This is a genomic window from Prosthecobacter sp. Pr1 (assembly GCF_057652315.1).
Genome location: NZ_JBYFBS010000011.1, coordinates 1 through 21,292 on the forward strand (window position 1 = coordinate 1; position 21,292 = coordinate 21,292).

Here is a 21,292-nt window from a genome sequence, read left to right on the forward strand (position 1 = left end):
CTCCGAGTCCGCAGCACTCCGCCCAACCGAGAAAGCGCCGCTATACCGAGCCGTTCTGGAGAAAACACCCGCCACGGATGAAGGCTCCTGGTCATGCGGAGCCGCAAGCCTAGGCGGAGTGCTGCGGGTTCGGAGGCCCGCGCTCCCAGCCCACTTTCTTCGATGCAAGCGCAATCCCTCACGCCGCATCAATCGCCAGCGTCACCCGCCGCGCGGACCTCGTAGCAGCATCCTGCCCCCACGGCAGATTGTCATACGCCGCTCCCGCAAAATGCACTCTTCCCACGGGCTGGATGAGGTACGGCCACACCTGCGCGAGCTTGCCCAGCGCAAAGGCATGCCTCTCACAGCCAAGCGCCAGCGGCTCCTCCTTCCACCACTCATGCACGATGACCTGCTCAATCGTGTCCTTGTTCTGGCCGGGGTAAAACTTGCGAAAAGCCGCCAGCGCATCCGCAGGGGCCAGCGCAGGCGGGCCGCTGCCCATGAGCACGCAGCTCTCACCCGCCACCTCGCCCGCGCATTCATAGACGAGCCCCATCGTGCTGTTCCCAGTTTCGAAATTGATGCTCGGCACGTTGTCGCCCTCCCAAAAACGCGTCTTCGCCTGCAGCACGATGCGCGACTGCATGCCCATCGGCGTGTGCTCCAGCGCAAACTTCTTCGTCTCCGGCCAGCCCGGCGAAACCTTGATGCCCGCGATCACCATCGGCGACACGCACATCACCGCGTAATCCCCCTTCACCACCTGCTCCTTCTTGTCCGGCCCTTCAGCAAAGGTCACCGTCACCCCATTCGCATCATGCTCCAGCACGGTGACCAAACAGTTCTTGCGCACGCGATCACCGAGACGCTGGGCAAAAGTGTCCGGCAGCAGCTGGTTGCCGCCTTTGAGACGAAACACCTCACGCTTGAACACCGGCAGCCCACGCATCTTCACAATGGACTCCTGCCAGATGCGATAGAGCGCGGAGACATCGCTCGCGGTGGCAGGCTTCTCCTTGCTGGTAAGTCGCGAGCCGCCGCAGTAGCTGCGCCCCGTTTCAGAAGCGCCCTGCTCCGCCAGCCAGTCACCCAGCACCACATGGTCCAGCTCATCCAGGCCGATGCCAAAAGGCTGGTACTCGTCTTTAAATTTGTCCGCCATGGGGCCAAAGTACAGGCGCGGCATGTTCTTCCACCCATGCTCCTGCATGTAGGCCACCTCGCGTTCGTTGAAGCCGAACTCGCGTTGCGTCTTCGCATCCGCCAGCTCCTCCTCCGTGCGCCATTTCCCGCGCACATTCGCATACATCTTCCGCCGCCGTTCATAGGCCAGCACTGGCAGGTCAAACTTCTGCACCCACTCGCGGTAGGTGTCGTAGCCCGGATTGGTGAACTGCTCCGCGCCCACATCCGCATACAGCCCATCCGGCAGCGGATCATAGATCGTCTTCACATGCCCGCCCGTGCGGCGCGATGCCTCCAGCACAGTCACATCATGTCCGCGCTCCATCAGATCAAACGCACAGCTCAAACCGCCGATGCCACCGCCGATGACGATGACTTTTTTCTTCTTCGCAGACTCCGCCTGCGCCGCCACACCCGCGAGCAAAGCCCCCGTGGTGGTTTGCAGCATTCGCCGACGTGTCAGGGCAGTGGGATTCGCGCGCATGCAGCAAGTACGCAGCAAATGCGCGCATCTTTGAATCACTGCCCGCGCGCCTTCTGCACCTCGGCGATGGATTTCAGGATGTTGTCCCGCCAGACGCCTTGCAGCTTGGCTGGCTCGGCGCGGTCCAAGGTGCTCATGGCTTCATCAAACTTGCCGCGCCGGGTCAGAATGCGCGCGATGCCCTGGAGCGCGGCGTATTCATCCGCACCGCCGATGCGTGTGCGGTCTGCCACGATGGCCTTATAAGCCGTGAGCGCCTGATCATCCTTCTGCAGATTGCGCTCGCGGTTCTGCGCCAGCGCGAGGAGAAGGGCATCGCGTGTGCGTGGTTCACTGGTCCATGGCAGTGCTGCACTAAGATCCGCCTCGGCCTTGTCACCTGCTTTGATGATCGAATAAGCGTAGCCGCGGGCGTGATACCCAGCGCCACGCTTCCAGAAAGGCCACTTGCCGAAGTCCTCGTTCGCAAATTGCGCGATGACCTCCGGCGCTTTGGCCAAGGCGAGCAGGTGCTGCATCTGCGCGGTCTTTTTCACCACATCGACAGGAATGCGCTCGATGATCGGACCAGCGTCCTTCCGGCTGAGCAGCGCAGCCTGCTCCAGCGCGGCGGCATTTTGCAGGTCGCTGCATTTTCCATCGGCCAGAGCGAGGAAGTCTGCGACTTTGCGTTTCTGCGTGGCGTCGCGGAAGCCGATGACGAAATCAGTGACGCTGGGGTCGGCGGGGAACACCTGGGATTTGCCATCATAAAAATGCGCGAACTTCATCGGCTCATGAAAGCCCTCGGTGCCGGTGGGTGAGAGGGCGCTGAGCTCCTGGCCGTCTTCCCGAATGCGCTGGCGGCAGAGATTGATGTGCCACGGCAGGCTTGGCGTCGGCTTGCGGCCGATGACCTGATGCAGCGGATCGTTTTCGTCCTGCGTGACAGGGATGCGAATCTCCACGGTCCAATGATCATCAGCGATGTGCGTGGCCACTTCCGCCTTTGAGTCCCAGCCGAACCACTGGCCACGCGACGCGCCACGGTCAAGATCCACGATGTGGCCCGCAGGACTGACGGCGAGCTGATAATACGAGTGCGTCTCGGTGGCGAGTTCGATCTCGATGGCATCGCCATGCCACAGCGCCTGATCCTCATTGCGCGTGGAGGTGGTGTTGGGCTTGTCGCCGGGAAGTTCATCGCAGCGAATCGCGAAATAAACGCTGCCGCCCTGCCAGCCTGCTTTGTAGGAAGTGCCAAAGGTCGGCACGCGTCCGGTGAGCAGCTCGCGGAATTTGCCTGTGGCGGCGGCAGGGCAGTTCTGCCAGTAGGCGTCGTCGAGTTTGCCATCGATGACGATGTCATGCGCGTCACCGACGAGCCGTACGGTGGGCACCGGACCGCGCTGCTGGCCGAGCTGCTGGGCTTTCATACGCATGCCTTTGAGAAAGTCATCGATGAGCGCGATGCGCCGCCCATAAACACTCGTGGCATCGGCTTTCGCCTGTGCTTTGGCAAACAGCGCGAGCGCCTCATCCGCCTGCGCCTTGTCGTCCTCCATCGCACTCCAATGCGCTTCGCAGTAAGTAAAAAAGTCCTGCATCTCCTGTGCGGCGGGACCGTAGAAGAGCCGGCAGTACTCGCGGAACATCGCGTCCACATCCGCGCTCTTGCCGCCCCAGTACATGCGCGCGGTGAAATAGACCATGAAGTGATTGAAGCCGATGCCAGCCTCCTTGAAATCCTGCCGTGCGGAGAGCCAGATGTCCTCGCCTTGAGAGATGCCTTTCGTGGCGTTCACAGAGTCGCCGATGGCATGCGGCGCGAAGAAGGGCAGGTACCAGCCGCGATCAGTGAAGGGATAGTTTTCAAAGTTCAGGATGGGGTTGTCCGTCTTCTTCACCCACGCCGCGCGCAGGGCTTCCGGCGCAGCCTCGCCCTCTGCCTTGCTGCCAGCTTTGTTCATCGGCCGCCGCCCACCGACGATGCAGACAATCACGTTGGGTTCGAGCTTGTCGATCTTCAACGGCGGCAGCGTGTACACGCCATACGCACAGTTCAGCACCTTCGCGCGAGGATGAGTTTTGGCGATCTCCTTTGCCACGCGATTCACGAAGTCCCACACGTAGTCGCTCAGCAGGCCGCGCTCATTGCGCTCCGGCGAGTCTTTGCCTTGGCACTTCTCGCACTGGCAGATGGAGGTGTAGCCATCCGGCGGCATGATGGAGACGGTCTTGAGCGGATAGGTGTCCAGCAGCGCGCGGGTGTAGCGCACGGTCTCGCGGAAGAGTTCCTCGTTGGAATAGCAGAGCTGGTTCTTGCTGTCGCCGGGGCGGTAGTCGCGCTTGCCGCCGTAGAGCGCGAACCACTCCGGGTGCGCGGCAAAAGTGGCGTCATTGCCCGTCATGCCGTCCATGCCATGAGCGATCTGATAATGGTCATCATTGCGCGTGCCGAGATGCATCATCCACATCGCCGTGTCATATCCCGCCGTGGAGAAACGGAAGTTGAACTGCCGCAGCGGGAAGTCCGGCTGCACGGTCTCATCGACCTTCGGCAGCGCGATGGTTTTCATGGTGGGCATCACTTCACCAAGCTCCCCCGGCAGGTACCAGCGCGCGCCCAGCTTGTAAAAGAACGCCGTCACGGCATTGAAACTGCCGCGTTCATCGAGGCCCCAGATCTCCAGCCACTCGTTCTTCGCCGTGGTGGTGCCGTCGGGCTTGCCGGTGTCTCCGGGCAGGCGCAGGCGGTTTTTGTACAGGCCGGGATTGGGCATGCCATACGGTGCGCCGACGATCTTCTCAAACTCAGCCCGGGCACGTGGGATGTCGCTGTTGCTCTTCGCCCAGGGCTCCGTGGGCACAAAGTCGCTGTCATCTCCCACCAGCGCCAGCCAGTCGCCGCCGGATTGCATGCGATACGCGCCATCCTTCAAGCCCTCCGCCTTTGCGGGATTCAAAGGGCTCACACCGATGAAGATCTTCACCGCCTTCCCGCTCGGCTGCGTGACGATGGGCAGTCGCGCTCCGCTGATCTTCTCAATGTTGGTGCGGAACTCCTGCGCCGCGACGCGCTGCATGCGCGTGGGATTTTCCGCCAGGATGATCTCCGCACGCGGCTGGCCGTTTTCCACGAGAACGGCATCCGCGGCATGCAGCGACGAGAGTGTGAGGAAGGCGGCGGCTAGGGCTCTCATGGCTTCACAAGGGCATCGGTGGTTTTCAGATTGAAGCGCACGCTCACGACGGAGTTCTTCTCCTTGCCGGGCGCGATCTTGATATAAGTCGTGGCAACGATGGTGCCGTCTGCCAGCAGCTCCATGCCGGGATAGCCGCAGTCGCCCACGCGTTCGGCATAGCTGTGAAGCAGCTTGATGCGGTACTGGCCGGGCCTGCCGTTCTTGATGTCGTCATAAGTTCCCACCCAGGCGACGAAGTGGCCCTTGGTCGGGCTGTTGAGCGCCTGATCACGGAAGGCCACGACCATGCGTCCGTCTTTCGTGAAGACACCGGCATGGCGGTCTCCGGTGAGTCCCCAGGGCGTGTTCACCGGCGTGCTCCAAGTTTTGCCTTCATCACGGCTGAACATCATGAGGCTGCGCTCCTTGTGCGTGTTTTCGCGCATCAGGCAGCAGAGCTCGGAACCATCCGGCGAACGAAACACAAAGGGTTCGCAGGGATTCTTTCCCTCGACGGCTGCGACGACATGCGGCTCGCTCCAGGTGAAACCGCCGTCTTTGCTGAGGGTTTGCAGCACTTCCAGCGGGGCCTTGTCTGCGCCGCCGGGCCCCCGGTGATAGAGGCCGAGGTACGCGCCGTCCTTGAGACGCACGATGCTGCTGAAGGTCATCACGCAGGGAAAGCCGAGTGGTGGCATCTCCTTCCACGTGCTGCCGCCGTCCTCGCTCATGATGCTCGGCATGCCAGGGCCTTTGCGCGTGCCCTTCGCAGCGGAAAACACCCACACTCGCTCCTTGCCCGCCGGATCGGTCATGCGGTAGATGCTGGGGCAGTTCAGATGCGTCTTGTAGCCCGGCGGCATGAGTTCGTCGATCCGCGTCCACGTCACGCCGCCATCATCGCTCCGCGACATCGGCCCCGCCGCGCCGCCGTGATTGATGCACCACACGCAGAGGATCGTCTTGCCGTCCGCGAGCAATGTCGTCGTCGGGTGCCCCTGATAAACCTCCGCCGTCCCCTGGGCGATGACGGTCTGGCGGTCCTTGTGTCCCGAAATGTCCGCGAGAGGCAGGTCAGGCCGGTCCTCGGCGGCGGAGTTCAGTACGGTGGCGAAAAGCAGGGCGGCGATTAGAGTGCGCATGGAGACACCTCAACGTTCCCCGCGCCCTCAAACTCGCGGCGGATTTACCTCTCGTTTTTCAGCTCGGAGGCCAGCGTGCGGGCCTGAGCCTCCCAAGTTTCCGGCGTGGCGCTGCCAAAGGCGGTGACCATGCGCCAGGTGCCGGTGAATCCGGCGGGCACGGTCTTCCCCTCAAAGCACTTCAGGTAAAACTTCCGGTAGGTGGGCGGCACATTCCAAATGGTGGACACATGCCCGCCCAGTTCCGGCGCCTGCAGCAGGCGGCTCACGGCAAACTGCCCGCTCTGCGGCTCATACACCGCCATCCAGTCCACGGGCTGGTTGATGTAAAACTTCCGCGCCACCTCCTTGTCATCGCGCAGCGGACCGGAGATGGTATTTTCTGGCATGGCATCATTTCCAGCCAGAAAGGCGCTGACCGTGGGCCGCCAGGCGTGCATGAAGTGGTACACCAGCTTCAGCGGCACGGCCTCGGCGGTGTGCACGGTGGTGGTTTCATGCAGACGGTGGTCCTTGATCTCGGTCACGTTGATCAGCTCAAAGGCGCGGATGCGTGACTTTCGCTCCAAACGAAACGCACCGCCTTTCATCTCTGCCATGGGTGCTTCGACTCGTTTGTCATCAAGGAAGAAGTCGAGTGACTGCAGCTTCTCGGGTTCGTTTTCCAGATGCGCGGTGCCGATGAAGCCGACATCGGGAAACGAGAACACGGTGCCGTAGGCGCTGCTCTCGGTGGTCATGGCCTTGCCACGGAAATCAATGCGGCCCGGAGTCCATTGCGTGGCCTGGCGCAGCAGCAGCGTCACATCCCCGCAGGTCACGGTGATGCGTGGCAGTTCGGGACCGAGATTGGGCTTGAAGGGTTCTTTGGCAGAAGCCAAAGCCGTGAGCGCGAGACCAAGTGCCAGCGATGGAAGAAGAGAGCGTGAAGAAACAAACATGCGCGATGACTACGCCGCAGCCGCGCGACCTTTCGTTTCAAACCTGCACCTGCGTCATTATTTTCGGAAGGACTTCAGGAAATTGAAGATCAGCCAGATCTGCGCAAAGCCCACGGCGATAAGCAGGATACCGAGCTCAATGGCATTGTCCTCCTTGGGCACCGCCAGCCGCAGAATGAACGCCAGCATAATCGCTCCGAGGACGGAGAGCACTGCTCCAAACGACCAGCTTCCAGCGGACTGCTCTGGAGTGGGGATGTGCGTGGGGTATCCGTCCTTGCTGAGATCGTCTGGGTCATCACTCATGGCGGTGCGCTGTGGCGGGTGGGCTGGACTCATAGAACGACCGTGTGGCATGGTGCCTCGTCGTGATTGCTCAAGAGCTCCCCGCATAAACGTTCGTACCTGCCTGAAACTTCCGAAGCACCGGACAATGGCGAAGATGCGATGGGCTCCCCTGCCTCTGTGCATTGAAATGAGCGGAGGTCGTGCTGTCTTTACTTCGCCGGTTCCGCCTTCTCCGATTTAACTTTTACGGGACCCAACTTCGCAGGCTTCCACTCGCGCTCCAGCCGCACGGCCTCGATGACTTGTTCGCGCGTCATGGACGCCTCCAGCGTGGCCTGATGGACAAAGGCGATGTCATGCCCTTGCTGAGATGCGAGGCGGCACCACTTCAGGGCTTCCACCGGGTTTTTCTCCATGCCTTCTCCCTTTTCATACATCAGGCTCAGGGCAAACTGCCCGTCGGCATCACCGCGCTCCGCCGCAGCGCGAAACAGCCTGGCGGCCTGAGCCTCATCTTTTGGCACGCCTTTGCCGCTGATGAGGCAGCCCGCAAGCCCGACTTGGGCAATGGGAAAATTTTGCTCCGCCGCTTTGCGAAACCATACGACAGCATCTGCGGTGTTCTGCGCCACGCCTATGCCCTCCAAGTAAGCCACAGCCAGCTTTGTCTGCGCAAGTGCATCTCCCTGCTCCGCCGCTTTTTGATACCAGGCCACGGCCTCGGCAGGATCCTTCGGCACGCCAGCGCCGTGCATGTAGCACTCGCCCATCTCGAGCTGCGCCAGTGCATACTTCTGCGCCGCCGACTTCTTGATGAGGCTGAGCCCCTGTTTCAGATCCTGAGCCACACCCGCGCCCAGGGAATAGGCCACGCCCAGCCGCAGCTGAGCTTCAGGGTCTTCCTTTTCCGCCGCTTTGCGGAACCATTTCACCGCTTCGACGAGATCCGGCGGCACTCGCAGGCCCTGGGCGTAGGTGATGCCGAGAAGCTTCTGCGCATTGAGATCGCCCTGCTCAGCGGCTTTGCGAAACCACTTCACGGCCTCCGCTGCGTCCTGCACCACTCCCTCGCCGTCAAAATAAGCCATGCCCAGTTCCAGCTGCGCATCCGCATCGCCACGCTGCGCCGCCTGGCGAAACCACCTCACGCCTTCGGCCATGTCCTTGGGCACGCTGGAGCCCAGGCTGTAGCAAACGCCGAGCTGTTTCATGGCCGCCACGTGATTCTGCGCCGCCGCCAGACGCAGCCATTTCACCGCCTCCGCTGCGTCCTGCGGCACCCCCGTTCCCAGCAGGTAGCACATGCCCAGCTGCCGCTGGGAATCCACATGGCCTTGGGCGATCGCCTTGCGAAACCACTCCACCGCCGCCGCTTCATTCTTGGGAACGCCGTTCCCTTTGGCGCAGCGCAGCCCCATGGCGTGCTGCGCCTCTGCATTCCCCTGCTCTGCCTCCGTGCGCGTCTCCTTCAGGCTTTTGGCCACGAGCGGTGCCGCCGCGCAAAACAAGCCTGCAAGCAGCACCACCCTAGTAATTTTTGTGGACTTGATGAACATAGATGCTTTTCCGGGAGCCGAATCGTTACGTGGGTCTTTTTTAGAGAGATTCCGCGCATGAGTCATGCCTTTTCTTCGGTGAAGTGCGCCCCTGTAACACTGACAGCCATGGCTTCATCCCTCCCTCTCTTTGGCATTCCACCGGTGCGGGCGGGAGGTTGGGAAGATCAAGAATCGTCATGGTCATTTTGGGGAACAGAAGGAAATTTTCTGTGTCGGATCCGGCAATCCTGCAGGTTGCTTGCGTTTTCGGAGGTGTCTTTTGGACGGCCACGGGTGGGAATGGGGCCTGCGGAACAGACGGGAATCAGGCCCTCAGTCCGTGCGGATTACCCCACCCTGATGTGAGCCGTGGGGGAAGTTTCTTTCTTGAGCTGCCATTTCGATTTAGTGGCTCTCAACTTTGACGCATGCCCGATGGGTACAACACGCGGTACCTCCAGATCTAAAAAACTTCTGTTTAGAAAAATGGTTTCTAGAGCCAATTGCTACGCCGTAGCTTCATGCGACGAGTGTGCAACCTCTTCACTTGCCCATGCCTATGGCCGGTCGCATGCAGTTCTGCTATGTTTTCGGGTTTCTGGTGAGTCTGGCTCCGCTCCTGGTGGGGGCACAGCCCACGCCCGTTCCGCATGTCATCATGCGGAAGGAGCGGGTGGAAGGGGAAGATCGCTCGGTTAAATACGTGGCCTGTTGTCTTGCCTGCGCTGGGTCGCATTGGGTGCCTGATGGTTTTGCGTCGGGTGCTGCTCAATTGAGGCCGGGCATGGTGTGGGACTTGGTTGAGGAGCTGACCGGGATTTGGAAGCCGGGGGTGGTGTGAGCGCAGCAGATGCGTGGCGGAACTCTTTGCAGCCGCCCGTTCTTGGCGCTGCGCGCTACGAAGGGCAGGCGTGCTGGTGACCGCAGTGTGTGGCGAAGGGGCTGGATTTGCTTTCCCGGACGTGTGTAGCCATATCCAGGGTCGCTGCGCTCTTTGCGCCGCGTCTCGTCAATCCGGACTGGTGCCGGTGATGGCGGGATTGGAGTTCTGGAAGACGCCGGCGTTGTAACCTGCTTTTTGCAGGGCGGCGCAGATCCTCTTCATGGTGATGCTCCCAGCGTCGTAGCTGATCCACACACCGCCCTGCACGACGCGGCCTTCCTTCACTCCGGAAAGGCGATCCAGAATCTTCTTCACTTCCTCCTCCTGGGCTTCGGTTTCCATGTTGTCGATCATGAGATCCAGCTCTTCCAAGCCGTTCTTGCGGGGGGTGGTTGCATCTTCAGACATGCCCAGAGATCGTGCGCGGAATGCAGGTTGGATGTGGTGGGTTCGCGCACCGAGGCGCTGCAAGCTACACACGCCCCACTTTCCGAGGCAAAGATGGTGTGAAAGTCGCCCCTCAAAACGCGGCTGAGCCTGAGCTTGGAGTGCCGGGCCTTGCCTACTCATGCGGCAATCCACTCTGCAGAGGGGCCGCCCTTTTGAGTGCCCCCTTGGCTTGAGTGTCATGCGCAGGCCGAGGGAGAACCCACCCGGGTTTGAAGGCTGCGAAGGATGGATCTTGGAATCAAATGTCTGGCATGAATGGCACTCAATTAAGGGTGTTGATCGTGAATTTTGAGCTGGTAACGCGCAGTCCGCGTGGCGGAGCTTATGGCAGACGCTGCTGGTGGCCGTATTGAGTGGCGAAGGCGCTGGATTTGATTTCCTGTCGTGTGTTGCCATACCCAGGGTCGCCTCGCTCAGGCTCGGCTGACCCTGGGCTGTAATCCGCAGCCCCTTTGGGGCTGGTGTGGGCAAGGTGGCGAAAGGATGAAAGAGAAAGTCTTCCCTGCAAGAACGCGCAGAGTGTCCAGCATCCCGGACCGACGACAACGCGCCTTAACTGAGTGCCATTCATGTCTGGCATCTTTTCCGGCATCTTTTCCTGATAAAGGAGCGGACATTGTCGTAGGCGCGGTCTATAACGTCAAAATCCGCCCGTTACTCTACCTTCAAGGTTCATTGCGCCAGGAAGACATGAAAGACCGCCGGACAAGCCAAGCTCAAAGCCCGCCCCTTTATGTTTTTAACCGCTCTCAAAATGAAGCTCGCCGCCTTCGTCGCGGTCGCCGGTATCGACACTGCCGAACTGCCCGGTGCCTCCCAAGAGTTCACGGACATTCTCACCGCGCTGAAGGCTGATCAGGACCAGTTTGTTAAAAGCCCGGGTGCCGGCCTGGATGTAGGCAAGTCTTTCAGCACCGCCGTCGAGAAAGTCCGCGCGCTGGCCCAGAAGAATGACAAGGACGCCGTGTATGCGCTGGCCCGTTGGGGAGTGCTCGGTGGATCGGACATCAACGAAGTCGCCGCGCTGTACCGCAGGGCCGCAGGCGCGGGCCAGATCCTTGCCAAGACTGAACTCTCTTTACTGCTGACGCAGACTGGTGCGAAGAACCCTAAGAAAGTGAAAGAAAGCATCAAGCTGATCCAAGAAGCTGAAGCCGCCGATGAAAAGATCGCACGTCGCATGCTGGCCCAGTTGTACCTGCAAGGTGTGACTGAAGGGAACAAGGGCAAGGTCGTGGTGGAAAAGAGCAGCGCCAAAGCGATGGCGCTGCTTGAAAAAGGTGAAAAGGCAGGGGACGGCAGAGCCACTCTTGGTCTCGCACAGATCTACTCCGTCGGAATCGAAGGCATCCCCCAGGACCATTCAAAGGCCCTGACGTATCTCGTCAAAGCTTGCAATCAGGGCAACGGAGAAGCCCTCAATACGTTTAGTCGTCGTCTGCTGAATGGCGATCCCGACACCCCGGAAAGTCCCAAACTCCTGGCAAAAGATGTGCCTGCCGTGCTGGAGATGCTCAATCAAGCCGCCGAAAAAGGTCTTGCTCCTGCGAATCTCATGCTCGGTCAGATCTATGAACAGGGTCTCGGCCCTGATGGCGCCGATGTGAAGCGCGATGTGCCCAAGGCCTTTGATCACTACATCAAGGCTGCCTACAGCAATGACGCCGAGTCTCTGTTCCGTCTCGGCAACGCCTGTGAAACGGGCATCCTCAAAGCCCCTGGCGACAAGGCGAACATTCTCATCCAGCCGGATCCCAAGAGAGCCCTGAACTTCTACCGTCTCGCAGCGGCAAACGGTCTGCAAGAGGCGTTCTTCAATCTTGGCGTGTTTTATGAAACCGGCATAGCCGTGGACAAAGATCTGGCCAAGGCTCGTGCATTCTTTTCGCGTGCGGCGCTGGGCGGGGTGGCTCAGGCGCAGAAGCGTCTGGACGCCCTCAAATAAATTTTGGGACATGCTGAACGATCTAAGCATGGCGGAGCGAATGGCAGACGCTGCTGGTCGGCATGGGGTGTGGAAGCGTGCTGGGTTTGCTTCCCGGTGACTGGATTATGTACCAGGGTAGCCTCGCTAAGGCTCGGCAACCCTTCGCTATGATACGCAGCCCCTTTGGGGCTGAGGTACTGCGGAGCGGAGTGGCAAAAGGTATCATTCAGCCGAGGAGATGCAGGGTGCGGGACATGGGCGAAACACTGAAGAACATCACGCCTTAACCGAGTGCCATTCATGCCTGGCATCTTGCTGAGGCGAATTTCAGGAGAATCTATAGAGCAGGTCGTGTTTGGTAGCAGGGCTTGACGTCAGTGCCCGCGTGTGGTCGAATGGCAGGATGAGAAGACTGCTTACCTTGGTCACGTTTTTTGCTTGCTCAGCTCTGGGACAGGCCCAGGAGATGTTCAGCCAATACGAGATACTGGCGCGCCAGTATGCGGCGTCCACGGGGCAACCCTATGAACTGTGCCTGAAGGCGCTGCAAATTGGGGCCTGGTGCAAGGCCAATCCGCAGGGTGGCACGGTGAACGGGCAGGTTTACGATGCGGAGGCCACGGCGGCTCAGCTGGCCGAAGCGAGGAGAATTTTGACCCCCAAACAGCCTGAGGTGCCGACGAAGCCTGCGTTTCCGACTCAGCCTGCGTTTCCGATGCAGCCTGAGGTGCCGACGCTGCCGCCCATCGGCAGTGGTGGTCTTTCAAACCGGCCTGCCGTCCCGGTGGGACGCAGCGCCAATGACCCCCGGCGCATGGCTGAGCAGCAGGCGCGGCAGCAGCGCCAGAATGCCGACCAGAATGTCAATCAGGGCGGGGGCGGCAACGCCCAGTCTTTCCGCTTTCTCCTCAAAGGCGATTTTGCAGGCTTCACAGGGACTCACACATTCACCATGGATAATGGCCAGGTGTGGCGGCAGGTGGACAACGTGGTGACCCGGCACTATCCGGTGATCCACAATCCGACGGCCATCCTCACCATCTATCGAAATAACAATACCGCAGGAACGACCGCCATCCTGGAAGTGGTGGGGGTGCCAGGAAGCGTGCAGGTGCAGCTGCAGCAGCCGATTATTCTGGTGAGGTGAGCGGGGTGTGGTGAGGCTAGGGAAGCGCTGATCAATCCTTCCACGCAGCTTGTCCAGAACTGTGTGCCTACGGAAGGAGCGGAAGACGGACCCGAAGAGAAGAGGGCTGCTGCTGTGTGCTTTGCAGTGGTTCGCGGAACTCATTTCCGGTGGCGGGGCTTGGGGATGTTCGGTTTTGCCGCAGAGGGGGGGAGAGATTGAGGAGGGTCCGGAAATTGGGGGAAGTGAGGGAGAGCGATGGTGGAGGCTTGGCATGCTGGACCTATCACTGATTTAAATTGCACCGCAGAGGCTGGAACGCCGCAGAGATTCCAGAATGGAGTGCCTACGGAAGGCACGGAAGATGGACCGGAGGAGGAGAGGGCTAGTGCTGTGTGCTTTGCAGTGGATCGCGGAACTCATTTCCGGTGACGGGGCTTGGGGACGTTCGGTTTGACGCAGAGGGGCAACGTGAGCAGAGGCGGCAGAGATTGAAGAGAGTTCGGGAAGTGGATGAGGTGAGGGAGAGCTGGCTGGCGATGGTGAATGGCTGGGCCCCTGCCAGGAGGCGGAGCTGCGGCGGGGAGAAAGGGAAGGTGCTGAGGTGAGGATGGAATGGGGAGGTGGGTGAGATTGGGAGGCTGGTAAAAGATTGGGGGTAAAAAATGCGGAGGAGAGGATGGGATCGGGTGATGGGTGAGCTTGCGAGGCTGGGTGTCTCGGCGACGTTGTGCCTGAGACCTTTTCCTTGCTTATCACGCGTCAGAAGTGGCTGTTCAGAGCCGGTGTAAGTGATTGAGGACGCGTGGTTTGGGCGGGGTCGCATACAAAATGCCTGGCATCTTTCCTTCGATGCCGATGGCAACATCATTGACCCCGTCCGCGCCAACTGGGTGGCCGGTGGAGCCTTTGTGACGCCCCCCGGCTGGTGGCACTCCCATCACAATGAAAGCGAGGAGGACGCCATCGTCCTGCCGGTGCAAGATGCGGGTCTGCACACCTACATGCAGACGCTCGACATCCAGTTTGCGCACGGGTATTGAGCGGGGATTCCGGTGTGTGTCGGTGAGCCCCTGATGGATTCTATCGAGCGTGACAGGAGTGGGCTGAATGCCTGGCATCTTGCCCAGCGGTTCGCGGAGCTCATTTCTGGTGGGGCGGGGCTTGGGGACGTTCGGCTTGCCGCAGAGGGGCAAAGAGGCAGAGGGGGCAGAGATTGAAGAGAGTCCGGAAAGTGGATGAAGTGCAGGACAGGCGGGCGAGGGTGAATGGCTGGGACCCTGCCAGGAGGCGGAGCTGCGTTGGGGGGAAAGGGAAGACGCTGAGGGCGTGGGTGAGCTTGGGGGCTGGGTGTCGACTGTTACGAGATCCTTGCCGCTCAGGCACCAAGGATGGACGACCGCAGCCGATGCGAGTTAATGGTAATGCTTGGTTTACGTCGAGGCCACCTCCAAAATGCCAAGCATCTTCTCTTAGAGCGGATCTAAAGTTAAAATCAATTCTGCGTGAGATCGGTAAGCTTGCCTGCCGCTTTCTTTACTCTGCCCATTACTCAGCCCACCTAAGCTACTAAATCTACTATTCACAACCGTTTGGCTAATCGAGAAGTACTTACTTGCAATCGAGGCAACTGCTTCGCCAGACAATCCATTTGAGCAGTCGTGCTCAGGAAAAGTAAAAATTGCTTTTGCACGCTGCCGGGCGACGCAAGATAATAACTCATCAACTGCTGCGGCAGAAGCACTACGCATACTGAAGCGTGATATTGGCCGTAGTGAAACACAAGGATACCTGCCAACACCTTTAACCTCGTCGCAATTGCCTGTGGCGATTGATTCCAAGACATGATAAAAGCGACTGTACTGAACACTTGAATAGGGAGGATCAATAAAAACTACATCTCCTGCGTTTAAGGATTTTGCAAAAACATTTGCATCTGCTACTTTTGTAGACCCGCAGCGTTTCGCATGCCGAGAAGAAAGAGTTTGGAAAGATGTTTTCGCCTTTGTAACAACATCCTTTGTCCAGGCATGTAACAGCCACTTCTTACCAGTAGGCGTGGGTTGAAAAGGCTGCGCTGTATGACCGGGTGATGCAGCGCATAGGCTCGCAGCCTCGATAAGTGCAGCGAGTGCCACTTTGCTTTCAACTGGTTGTTTCGGCAAGCTCATTCGAAGGGCATCAAGCCACATTGCTTGCAACGGACTAAAGTAATGCCCACCGTAGGCCTTTGTTAAGGGAAACCCTATTTGATCCTTACACCAAGACCGAACTTCTCGAACCTTACGCTTGGATATTGTGTCAATTTTTGGAACCTCAATCCGATCTAAAATACGCTGCGCCCGCTTTTTCCAATTCGTGAAACAAGAAGAAGATTCAATTGGGCAATCGCGTGAAATAATTGCGTCTGCTAGTTTTACCCCATAGTGCTGCAAATCGACTGCAAGGACTTGTACGTTGTATCGTTCGGCCACATGCATGGCAACTGCAGCCGAACCGGTAAATAGGTCGACAAATCGTGTCGCCCCTTGGAGTTTATCTTCAAGGATGTGTCCCAGTCCATTTCCGAGCATTGCTCGTTTGGAACCCATATATTTCATGAGTTCGCTCCCTCGGGGCTCTCTTCTACCAAGACAATTGGCTTTGTTGCTTCTATTGCACCAGCCACTGAAAAACCGGACACATCGCCGTTCGGACGTACATTTATTCTTCCGGCCTCCGGACTTTTTCGCCTTCTCACATGAAGTGAAACTATACCCACCTTGTTTAAAAACTTAGGCACTAATGAACTTGCCAAAACTAAAGGTTTTGGCCCATCCGGAACTAAAATAACATCACTGTCTAAATGCAATTCTCGGACCACTGAAGTTATACGAGAAAATGCATCTGGAAAATCGTCCACAGGCGCGATGAACTCCATTTTTGAGGCCGTAATAAGGTCGCGATTATCCTCTCTAACTCGTTTTAGGTACTCTGGCTTTACTCCGCCTATAAAACAGACAAGTCTTTGTGGATCTAATACTCTGTAGATTGCAGATGCCCGAATGCGATCGAAACCTAGGCCAAAAACATGTGTTCTTAATTTTGGGTTGATTGTTGGCGTGCCGCAGAAAAGTGTGACATCACTTATCCCTGCGGTTGGGAATTCCACTTCTGAATATTCCCCGCTGCAATACCACATATATAGGCGATCAGAGCTACGAAGCGTAGCCAACATAGTTTCAAAAAGCGAACAATACCACTTTCGAGGCATCGAGGAGTAATCAATGTGAACCAATATTCTTTTTGATTCATCGTTGCGCATCTTCAGCCTGATCTCCTCTGTGACCTCTCGGCAAAAGGCTTGTGCATCTTCATTCGAATAAAGCATTATAGGAATGCCATTTTCACGATAAAAAAGATCATTATCAGGTCTTGATTCGACCGTCCTGCTATCGGTGAATCCTGCCACTTTCCAAGTACAGGAAGGCTTCCCCTTGAAAGCTGATATTACTTTACTCGGCCAATACGAAGCTCTAGCTTCATAACCACTTGCGGATACAAATATTTTGTGTGCATCCCTATCTTCACGTGGGGATGATTCTAACCACTCTTTAAAGCGTTCGTTTGTAAGTCTAGTTAGCTTCATCGTTATTATTCTGTTCCGGTGAGGCTTCAACGAGCTGGAACTCAAGCTGCAATGTGCCAAGTGCCGTCTCTCTGTCCCTAATTGTCGTCGGGTTACGCGCTAAAAGCTTATTGCGCCCGAGTTCTTTAGCATTTCGTGATGTGAGCTTCAGCCCCGCACCTTTCCGCATAGGCAACCAATACTTCACTGCTACTAGGTGTGCCAACCTAAAATCAGAATACTCTGTAATGCCATAATACAAAGATTTATTGTCCACAAACAAAAAGCGATAGGCAACACCTAATTCAAGGGCCCCTCGGATGATGTTATTATCAAGCAATGCTTTCTGAACCGAAAAGTTAATACCAGATTCAATCATCTCTTGGTCTCCATGTACTTTGCGTTCCATCATATCTGCAACCATTGTCAGAATGCCCTCAAGCATTAACCCATACTCTGGAAGACCGGCCGCGCGTTCAAAATCTCGATCTGCGAAGTCAACTATTACACGATGTTGTCTTTTTGTGGTTAGAGATGTACTTTTAGCATCCTCAAATAAATCATTCATTATCTGAATGAATCGTCGTGGATTACCATCGGCCACCCGACGCACCATTGAAGGACCACAAAAAAATCCAGGAATACGATGCCCCTTTGATGCAAGCCTCTTCATGATCCGCATGTAATACACGGGACTGAATTTTTTGAAATCAGCGGCAATTCTTGCCGCGTTGTCTTTTAATTGTTCATACTTTCTTTGTCGTTCAACTGAAAATTCAGACACAATACCCTTAAGGATCGCTTCATCAGATGAAGAGTCAGGACCTATTTCTTCACGGAAATAATCTTTTGGCTCATCATCACCAACTTTTCCCAGAAAAGACTCCAAATTTAACCTAACCTCCTCCTTTTTGAAAATATCCAGACGGTGAAGTCTTTGAGAAGTTAAGCTATCCGCTAAATTTACAAAATCATCCGAATCCCATTTTAGATCAACTGAGCGGAAGTTAAAGTCATGCCCCCTTGCTTCCACATATTCGCCATCTACCATCGTCTCAAATGTCGTATACTTGTAGGGTAAAGTTGCGAGCTTCAGAATGATCGGCCGTTTTTCTGAACGCATAAAGGAATTGAAACATCTGAGATATTGCGGCTTGAGAAACTCCGCTTCATCGACACATGCGAGCCAATGTATTCTTTCTGGGTCAAGACCTAAACAACGGCATACAGGCGAGAGCACTACCCTGATCGGAGTGAATAAGTCTTTGGCAAATAAAGGCAGGCGAGTTTGCATGCCATCATGCCAAGGTTCCTGTTTAAAATAGTATAAATCAATTGCCTCGGCCAGATCATCCAGGCATGCGAATTCTTCTGTTTCAGAGCTGAGCCAAGTCGTTGCTAACTTTTGAAGAATTTTGGATTCGCCTACAATCCGATCTTTTGGACTGTCCCAAGTGGCGAGTATCAGTGCCTTTAACTCGACAATAAATGCTTTAGCTGCTGCACAATTAAAGGCGAATTGGAAATATTCAAGCCTCCGCGCACCATCCATGGAATCCTGAGGCATAGAAGCCATGAACTCCAAATGTAATGGCACATAAAAGCCAATGAATTTTTGACGAAGAGCGGCCAATGAGCCATCTGCGTTTTTTAATTGTGCCAAGCACGAATATGAAAGCATTCGCAAAATAGTTGTTTTGCCGCTTCCCCGAGAGCCTAGCACTATTTCGTGTTGTTCATTAAAAAAAGAAAGATAGTCAGAAGTCGGGAAGAACTCCTGAACAAGCTTCCCCTCATCATAAGTTTTAGCTTGCCCCTCACGAAAAGGATTAGCTCCGACGTATCCTTGTAAACGATGGCTTGCTGGTTCCATATTATTTTTTGACTAAAGCAATATCATCCTGTGGATAGCGGCCGATAACTCTAAAGCCTAGTGTAGGAGCAAGTTCTCCAAATAGATTATTAACTTGTTCGACAGAACAACATTTTAATACCGGTGACAGGCCATCAAATGTCCCTAACATCTTCAATGCCGGATCCGTTTCTGAGGCAATTTTAGAATTTAAAAAAATTAATGCCTCCGCACGTCGTTCTACTTCAGTAGCCACTTCTCCAAAGTGATTTTTTGGATCGAGAGGCGTTTCTGCTGTATTAGAAATAGGACGCCAGCCATCAGAAGATGAATACTGGTAGGAAACAACCGAACCAAACGCGCCGTCATTAGCAAGACGGCTTTCAAGCGTTATGAGATGAAAAAGGTTTGGGATTCGACCGCTGTCCCTGTGATGTGCATTTACTGCCAGACTGCCGGCACAAAAAAATGTCATCGGTTTTCGCCAGGGATTACGCATTTCCGTGAAAAGACGAGGGTGGTGTCTATGTCCATGGACGACAAGATCCACACCATGGGTTCCAAACAATTCGACTAACTCCGCACCTTCTTCTATGCATGAAATATCATTTATTGGTGCTGGATACGGGTAATTAAATGGGTGGTGATGAGTCATTGCTATTCGCCACCTGTGGTCGATAGCTTCTGATTCTATGGTGCTTTTAAACCACTGATATTGATCAGAGCCAAGTTTTCCATGGCGATGAAGCTGGTCTGCGCAGCAAAAATAGCCACTGTTTAAGACATAGAGAGAAAATGTGTCTCCTCGAAACACTCCACTTCCTGGCACAGGGCCATCGATTAAACTGCTCGGGTTGATACAAAGCAAACCTCCCATCTTGGCGGCAAGATGGTCATACAACGGCTCACTGGTGTTACTCCCTGCTTTAAGGGCGCTGATTTTCCAATCAACGTCATGATTACCGAAGGTATGAAAGACCTTGTCGGCAGGGACATTTAAATCGTGCGCTATTTTCTTAATAATTTCCATTGAGCCAGCAAATTCCGAGGGTGCTGCTATGGAAGTTAAATCTCCTGCGGCCAAAATGATGTCTGGTAGCGCTGAGGTTCGCTTGAGTGTGGCTACCAAGCTTGCAACCATCGGTTCACCAGCGTAATGGGTATTATCTGAGGATCCAAATTCTTTACTGACAGCCAGCTTCCCGAAATGTATGTCCGCAAGGACAAGTATTTTGATTAAACGAGGCTCTGTTGGCATACAGAAACCGTTAATGGTCCGTTTCTAAAGATAAACCTTTTTTTCAATTTAGGAGCGTCTTAACCCCTTTTTCCTTCCAAAAGGATGGATTCTTTGTGACCATTTTAAGGTTTTGTTGAAAAAAAGTGGAGTCGAGGGCGGGAATTGAACCCGCGCCTTTCCCTTTGGTACCTCGCCGTTCTCGATGCCCAGAGCCGGGGACGGTAGTAGAAGCGGAGAGGAGTCTCCGCGCTCCCTTCGACTGCTTTCGGTGCTTCACTCTCCCTTGTTTGCGCTCTTTTCCCAGTTACCCTTTCTCTGTTTGGGCCATCATGCCTGAAACAGACTGGCGAAGTCCGAGGCGGAAGAGAAGGACAGCCGAAACAGGCCCTGGAGGCCGACGGTGGTGGTGAGGCGGCCGTCCGCCACGCCACTGACGGGCCTTTCGACCTTGTTGAAACGGTAAGTCATCCGCGTCAGCATCTCGGGCGGGAGGACGGTTTCGAGACTGAAGGGGGTCGAGCGCTCTGCGAGCAAGACGTGATCTGAACCCGTCCAGTTGAAGGCGCGCAGCCAGGGGTGGAGCTCGACCCCTCGGTCGAGGATCTCGAAAGCCCGCCGCCCCTGACGCTCCTCGGGAGGATAGAGATCGGGGTGCTCAGCGATGAAATCATCGACCGTGAGGATGGCCCTGACGCGTATCTGCGAGAGGATGTGAAGGGCACCGTCTCGAACCGAAACGGGATAGACGATCTCTCCGGCCTTGACGCCGGCGCGGATGAAACTGGGCTGCGTGGTGTGCGGGCCGCCAAAGAGAAAGTCGATGTTTCTGCCGATGAGGTCGTGCTTTCTGGCGATCTTGATGCGGTCGCTGTTCCAAAGCACTGTGTAGGCATTGCTCATTGCAGGGGAAGCAGTTTGAGGTGGGGCGAACTGGATGAACGGTGAACCGATGGCGAGGTTTGCAGCCGCTTTATCGTGCTGGGTTTGGCCGTAAACGTCCGGAGCGTGGTGCTCATGGGTGTGGTTTTACATTCCGATGCGGTTGTGGGGCAATCAAAATGTGGTTTCGGCTGGGGACAATGGATGGCCAGTGGCAGCGTTGATGCACGGGTTGGCTCTGGGGCGGGGTGCCTGGGCTTCTGAGGGACCGGCCACCGGCCCAGTCAAAGCGCTGGTGAAGTGCCGGGGAGCGAAGGCTATCCGTGTGCTGCAATGCCTGAGAGCGGGACGCAGAACCCAGCGGCCTGCGGCGCCATGGCGGAGCAGACGCTGCTGGTACCCGGCGGCGTGTGGAGGGGCGCTGGGTTTGCTTCCCGGATTGGCTGTGAGAACCCAGGGTTGCCTCGCTGAGGCTCGGCGAACCCTGGGCTGAAATACGGAAGGCCGTTGGCCTTCAAGACGAGGATGTCGGTCTATCGCGCAAGTTTCAATCAAGCACCGGCCAGCGACCAAGTCAGCGATCAACAGGCAGCCAAGCTGC

14 protein-coding genes and 1 pseudogene are annotated in these 21,292 nt (G+C 56.4%); 3 read left to right on the top strand and 12 right to left on the bottom strand.

The genetic code is table 11. The features are described 5' to 3' along the window. Positions 1-178: 178 nt before the first annotated feature. The 7 genes from AC24GY_RS17690 to AC24GY_RS17720 all read right to left on the bottom strand — a co-directional run bounded on the left by AC24GY_RS17690 (position 179) and on the right by AC24GY_RS17720 (position 10,018). Complete coding sequence (locus tag AC24GY_RS17690; RefSeq protein WP_487685842.1) at positions 179-1,654, bottom strand: flavin monoamine oxidase family protein; 1,476 nt, start codon at positions 1,652-1,654, stop codon at positions 179-181. A gap of 35 nt (positions 1,655-1,689) precedes the next feature. Further along, positions 1,690-4,836, bottom strand: coding sequence for a DUF4838 domain-containing protein (locus tag AC24GY_RS17695; RefSeq protein WP_487685844.1), 3,147 nt, complete (start codon positions 4,834-4,836; stop codon positions 1,690-1,692). Beyond that, a complete protein-coding gene (locus AC24GY_RS17700; RefSeq protein ID WP_487685847.1) occupies positions 4,833-5,960 on the bottom strand; it encodes a sialidase family protein in 1,128 nt (375 codons plus the stop codon). The genes AC24GY_RS17695 and AC24GY_RS17700 overlap by 4 nt, the downstream gene beginning before the upstream one ends. Before the next feature lie 44 nt (positions 5,961-6,004). Next, entirely contained in the window at positions 6,005-6,901 is an 897-nt protein-coding gene (locus AC24GY_RS17705) for a hypothetical protein (RefSeq protein WP_422317006.1), read from the bottom strand. 57 nt (positions 6,902-6,958) lie between these two features. Continuing rightward, a complete protein-coding gene (locus AC24GY_RS17710) occupies positions 6,959-7,240 on the bottom strand; it encodes a hypothetical protein (RefSeq protein ID WP_487685850.1) in 282 nt (93 codons plus the stop codon). A gap of 158 nt (positions 7,241-7,398) precedes the next feature. Further along, the gene (locus AC24GY_RS17715; RefSeq protein ID WP_487685853.1) at positions 7,399-8,745 is read right to left on the bottom strand and encodes an SEL1-like repeat protein; all 1,347 of its coding nucleotides are present in this window, start codon (positions 8,743-8,745) and stop codon (positions 7,399-7,401) included. A gap of 991 nt (positions 8,746-9,736) precedes the next feature. Continuing rightward, positions 9,737-10,018 carry a hypothetical protein gene (locus tag AC24GY_RS17720; RefSeq protein WP_487685856.1) on the bottom strand — a complete coding sequence of 94 codons (282 nt, stop codon included), beginning with the start codon at positions 10,016-10,018 and terminating at the stop codon, positions 9,737-9,739. 796 nt (positions 10,019-10,814) lie between these two features. On the opposite strand from AC24GY_RS17720, the gene AC24GY_RS17725 reads away from it, so the two are divergent. From AC24GY_RS17725 to AC24GY_RS17735, 3 genes and pseudogenes are all read left to right on the top strand, one after another. Further along, positions 10,815-12,005: a tetratricopeptide repeat protein gene (locus AC24GY_RS17725; protein ID WP_487685859.1), complete on the top strand. Its 1,191-nt coding sequence runs from the start codon at positions 10,815-10,817 to the stop codon at positions 12,003-12,005. Positions 12,006-12,390: 385 nt separating this feature from the next. Continuing rightward, entirely contained in the window at positions 12,391-13,134 is a 744-nt protein-coding gene (locus tag AC24GY_RS17730) for a hypothetical protein (RefSeq protein ID WP_487685862.1), read from the top strand. Positions 13,135-13,964: 830 nt separating this feature from the next. Next, positions 13,965-14,156, top strand: a pseudogene (locus AC24GY_RS17735) (cupin domain-containing protein); the annotation flags it as partial. Positions 14,157-14,585: 429 nt separating this feature from the next. Here the strand turns inward: AC24GY_RS17735 and AC24GY_RS17740 are convergent. The 5 genes from AC24GY_RS17740 to AC24GY_RS17760 all read right to left on the bottom strand — a co-directional run bounded on the left by AC24GY_RS17740 (position 14,586) and on the right by AC24GY_RS17760 (position 20,712). After that, positions 14,586-15,704, bottom strand: a complete 1,119-nt coding sequence (locus tag AC24GY_RS17740; RefSeq protein WP_487685865.1) for a DNA adenine methylase — start codon at positions 15,702-15,704, stop codon at positions 14,586-14,588. A gap of 5 nt (positions 15,705-15,709) precedes the next feature. After that, positions 15,710-16,741, bottom strand: a complete 1,032-nt coding sequence (locus AC24GY_RS17745) for a hypothetical protein (RefSeq protein ID WP_487685868.1) — start codon at positions 16,739-16,741, stop codon at positions 15,710-15,712. Continuing rightward, positions 16,728-18,593, bottom strand: a complete 1,866-nt coding sequence (locus AC24GY_RS17750; protein ID WP_487685871.1) for an ORC-CDC6 family AAA ATPase — start codon at positions 18,591-18,593, stop codon at positions 16,728-16,730. Before AC24GY_RS17750 ends, AC24GY_RS17745 begins: the two co-directional genes overlap by 14 nt. A gap of 1 nt (position 18,594) precedes the next feature. After that, positions 18,595-19,830, bottom strand: coding sequence for a metallophosphoesterase family protein (locus AC24GY_RS17755; RefSeq protein WP_487685874.1), 1,236 nt, complete (start codon positions 19,828-19,830; stop codon positions 18,595-18,597). A 309-nt stretch (positions 19,831-20,139) separates the two neighbouring features. Further along, positions 20,140-20,712: a hypothetical protein gene (locus tag AC24GY_RS17760; RefSeq protein WP_487685877.1), complete on the bottom strand. Its 573-nt coding sequence runs from the start codon at positions 20,710-20,712 to the stop codon at positions 20,140-20,142. Positions 20,713-21,292 lie beyond the last annotated feature (580 nt).

Coding starts and splice junctions, on each gene's coding strand:
- AC24GY_RS17720 (WP_487685856.1), bottom strand. CDS start 10,018: ATGTCTGAAGATGCAACCACCCCCCGCAAGAACGGCTTGGAAGAGCTG.
- AC24GY_RS17745 (WP_487685868.1), bottom strand. CDS start 16,741: ATGAAGCTAACTAGACTTACAAACGAACGCTTTAAAGAGTGGTTAGAA.
- AC24GY_RS17740 (WP_487685865.1), bottom strand. CDS start 15,704: ATGGGTTCCAAACGAGCAATGCTCGGAAATGGACTGGGACACATCCTT.
- AC24GY_RS17725 (WP_487685859.1), top strand. CDS start 10,815: ATGAAGCTCGCCGCCTTCGTCGCGGTCGCCGGTATCGACACTGCCGAA.
- AC24GY_RS17715 (WP_487685853.1), bottom strand. CDS start 8,745: ATGTTCATCAAGTCCACAAAAATTACTAGGGTGGTGCTGCTTGCAGGC.
- AC24GY_RS17690 (WP_487685842.1), bottom strand. CDS start 1,654: ATGCGCGCGAATCCCACTGCCCTGACACGTCGGCGAATGCTGCAAACC.
- AC24GY_RS17700 (WP_487685847.1), bottom strand. CDS start 5,960: ATGCGCACTCTAATCGCCGCCCTGCTTTTCGCCACCGTACTGAACTCC.
- AC24GY_RS17710 (WP_487685850.1), bottom strand. CDS start 7,240: ATGAGTCCAGCCCACCCGCCACAGCGCACCGCCATGAGTGATGACCCA.
- AC24GY_RS17695 (WP_487685844.1), bottom strand. CDS start 4,836: ATGAGAGCCCTAGCCGCCGCCTTCCTCACACTCTCGTCGCTGCATGCC.
- AC24GY_RS17705 (WP_422317006.1), bottom strand. CDS start 6,901: ATGTTTGTTTCTTCACGCTCTCTTCTTCCATCGCTGGCACTTGGTCTC.
- AC24GY_RS17760 (WP_487685877.1), bottom strand. CDS start 20,712: ATGAGCAATGCCTACACAGTGCTTTGGAACAGCGACCGCATCAAGATC.
- AC24GY_RS17750 (WP_487685871.1), bottom strand. CDS start 18,593: ATGGAACCAGCAAGCCATCGTTTACAAGGATACGTCGGAGCTAATCCT.
- AC24GY_RS17755 (WP_487685874.1), bottom strand. CDS start 19,830: ATGCCAACAGAGCCTCGTTTAATCAAAATACTTGTCCTTGCGGACATA.
- AC24GY_RS17730 (WP_487685862.1), top strand. CDS start 12,391: ATGAGAAGACTGCTTACCTTGGTCACGTTTTTTGCTTGCTCAGCTCTG.